This is a genomic window from Vibrio sp. Y176 (assembly GCF_033438945.1).
Genome location: NZ_JAWOQS010000438.1, coordinates 1 through 745, shown reverse-complemented (window position 1 = coordinate 745; position 745 = coordinate 1). Strand labels below are relative to the sequence as shown.

General features: G+C 45.5%; 2 pseudogenes. Both read left to right on the top strand.

Features of this window, described 5'->3' with window-relative positions:
- Nucleotides 1-88, top strand: a pseudogene (gene ilvH / locus R7O13_RS26550) (acetolactate synthase small subunit); the annotation flags it as partial.
- Nucleotides 89-199: 111 nt separating this feature from the next.
- Nucleotides 200-745: pseudogene (locus tag R7O13_RS26545) on the top strand (diguanylate cyclase); the annotation flags it as partial.

The window sequence follows — 745 nt, the reverse complement described above, 5'->3', positions numbered from 1 at the left end:
AGCCATCTCCGAAGTCACCGAAGTGGTCGAAGTAGCACGTAGCGGGGTAGTAGGTATTGCCCGTGGAGAACGAGCGTTAAAGCCTTAACAAGCCTCATATCTGACCGAAAAGCCACTGTATTACAGTGGCTTTTTGTTTAGATGCTGCCAAATAATGATATAATTGTCGTTTTAGTAGGCATCATAGGCTGTAGGACGCGTGAAAGTAAAAAAGCTGGTCGGCACATTATTGGCGACAGCACTATTCTTTAGTGCCCTCACCGCCACCTACTACTACCAGAAATACCAAGCCCTCTTAGCGAATAATGTTGAAAACACCGCCAAAGAAGCCTTACACCAACTGGCTTACACCGGGCGCGAATACAACAATATTCAAGATCAGATAGAAACCATCAGCGACCTACTTGGTCACAGTCAAAGCCTTTACGATTACTTACGTGAACCCAGTAAAGCCAATCTGACCATCTTAGAGAACATGTGGAGCTCGGTTGCTCGCAACCAAAAACTGTATAAGCAGATCCGTTTTCTCGATACCTCTGGCACCGAAAAAGTTCGCATTAAATACGATTTCAAAACCGGCATCGCTGGCCCATCATTGATCCTTCGAGATAAATCTGCGCGAGAGTATTTTAAGTACGCGCAGAGTTTGGAGAACGAGCAAATCTCAGCTTGGGGGATTGAACTTGAAAGGGACAAAGGTGAATTGGTTTATCCGCTAAGTCCGTCACTACGCATTTTGATGCCA